Below are 2032 nucleotides of genomic sequence, written 5' to 3' on the forward strand. Positions count from 1 at the left end.
CATGACGAGTCGTAGCAGGGCTACGGCGAGGAATGGCAACGCAGTCTGGCGAATCCCTGGACCTGAAGTTGAGTCGGCGAATTAGCCACACAGGCCACTAGGCGGTTGTCCTGACAGGTATAGCCCTGACGGTGCGGGTTCCAGCCCGTCAGGGAACTCACCTTCCGTGTTTCTGTTTGCCGTCCGCACGCCTATAATGATCGCCTTTTTCGCCCAATGATTTTGCGGAGCTGGTGATGGCCGAACGTAAGGCGTCCGTCGAGCGCGACACCCTGGAAACCCAGATCAAAGCCTCGATCAACCTGGATGGCACCGGAAAGGCCCGATTCGATATCGGTGTACCTTTTCTTGAACACATGCTCGACCAGATCGCCCGTCACGGGCTGATCGACCTGGATATCGAAAGCAAGGGCGACCTGCATATCGACGATCACCACACCGTGGAAGACGTCGGTATCACTCTCGGCCAGGCTTTCACCAAGGCCATCGGTGACAAGAAGGGCATCCGCCGCTACGGCCATGCCTATGTGCCGCTGGACGAAGCGCTGTCGCGCGTGGTCATCGATTTCTCCGGCCGTCCCGGCCTGCAGATGCACGTGCCGTTCACCCGCGCCACCGTCGGTGGTTTCGACGTCGACCTGTTCCAGGAGTTCTTCCAGGGCTTCGTCAACCACGCCAACGTCACCCTGCACATCGACAACCTGCGCGGGCACAACACCCACCACCAGATCGAGACCGTCTTCAAGGCCTTTGGCCGCGCGCTGCGCATGGCCGTCGAACTCGATGACCGCATGGCCGGGCAGATGCCCTCGACCAAGGGCGTGCTCTGATGCAGACAGTGGCGGTTATCGATTACGGCATGGGCAACCTGCACTCGGTGGGCAAGGCCCTCGAGCACGTCGGTGCCGGCAAGGTGCTGATCACCAGCGATGCCAGCGTGATTCGCGAAGCGGACCGGGTGGTCTTCCCCGGCGTCGGCGCGATTCGCGACTGCATGGCGGAGATCCGTCGCCTGGGCTTCGACTCGCTGGTGCGTGAAGTCAGCCAGGACCGGCCGTTTCTCGGCATCTGCGTGGGCATGCAGGCCCTGCTCGAGCGCAGCGAAGAGAACGATGGCGTCGACTGCATCGGCCTGTTTCCCGGCCAGGTGAAGTTCTTCGGCAAGGACCTGCAGGAAGACGGCGCGCACCTGAAAGTCCCGCACATGGGCTGGAACGAGGTGAAGCAGGCGGTGGATCACCCCCTGTGGCACAACATCCCGGACCTGGCGCGCTTCTATTTCGTGCACAGCTACTACATCGCCGCCGGTAATGCGCGGCAGGTGGTGGGCAGCGGTCACTACGGCGTCGATTTCGCCGCCGCGCTGGCCGAGGGCTCGCGCTTCGCCGTGCAGTTCCACCCGGAGAAGAGCCATACCCATGGCCTGCAACTGCTGCAGAACTTCGCCGCCTGGGACGGCCGCTGGTAATGGCCGGCAAGAAGGGCAAGCCGCCGATCATGACGCTCACTCCCGAACAGGAGAGCGAGGCTTGCCACAAGATCAAGCGGTTCATGGAGGACCGCTTCGAGCTCGACCTCGGTTCGTTCGAAGCGGCTGAAGTCCTCGAGCTGTTTACCCGCGAAATTGCTCCGCACTATTACAACAGGGCGATTTTCGATGTGCAGGCGCACCTTAAGGAAAGGTTCGAGAGCATCGAAAGCGACCTGTGGGCGCTCGAGAAAAACTGATTTTCGAGTGAAGCTGAAAAACGACTTTAAGGTTTGCCAGATGCTGATTATCCCCGCTATCGATCTCAAGGACGGTGCCTGCGTACGTCTGCGCCAGGGCCGCATGGAAGATTCCACGGTATTCTCCGATGACCCGGTGAGCATGGCTGCCAAGTGGGTGGAGGGCGGCTGCCGCCGTCTGCATCTGGTCGACCTGAACGGCGCCTTCGAAGGTCAGCCGGTCAATGGCGAGGTGGTCACCGCCATCGCCAAGCGCTACCCGCACCTGCCGATCCAGATCGGCGGCGGCATCCGCTCTCTGGAA

Annotated in this window: 4 protein-coding genes; all 4 read left to right on the forward strand. The window is 61.6% G+C overall.

What is annotated here, in order from left to right:
- The first annotated feature begins 236 nt into the window (after positions 1–236).
- Positions 237–830, forward strand: coding sequence for an imidazoleglycerol-phosphate dehydratase HisB (hisB, locus tag K675_RS0112870; RefSeq protein WP_017903926.1), 594 nt, complete (start codon positions 237–239; stop codon positions 828–830).
- Positions 830–1468 carry an imidazole glycerol phosphate synthase subunit HisH gene (gene hisH, locus K675_RS0112875; RefSeq protein ID WP_017903927.1) on the forward strand — a complete coding sequence of 213 codons (639 nt, stop codon included), beginning with the start codon at positions 830–832 and terminating at the stop codon, positions 1466–1468. The genes hisB and hisH overlap by 1 nt, the downstream gene beginning before the upstream one ends.
- On the forward strand, positions 1468–1728 hold the full coding sequence (locus tag K675_RS0112880) for a DUF2164 domain-containing protein (RefSeq protein ID WP_017903928.1): 261 nt from the start codon (positions 1468–1470) through the stop codon (positions 1726–1728). Before hisH ends, K675_RS0112880 begins: the two co-directional genes overlap by 1 nt.
- A gap of 40 nt (positions 1729–1768) precedes the next feature.
- Positions 1769–2032 (forward strand): HisA/HisF-related TIM barrel protein (locus tag K675_RS0112885; RefSeq protein WP_017903929.1); only part of this gene is annotated, 264 nt, incomplete at its 3' end.

This window comes from Pseudomonas fuscovaginae SE-1, assembly GCF_000364705.1.
GTDB classification, from domain to species: Bacteria; Pseudomonadota; Gammaproteobacteria; order Pseudomonadales; family Pseudomonadaceae; genus Aquipseudomonas; species Aquipseudomonas fuscovaginae_A.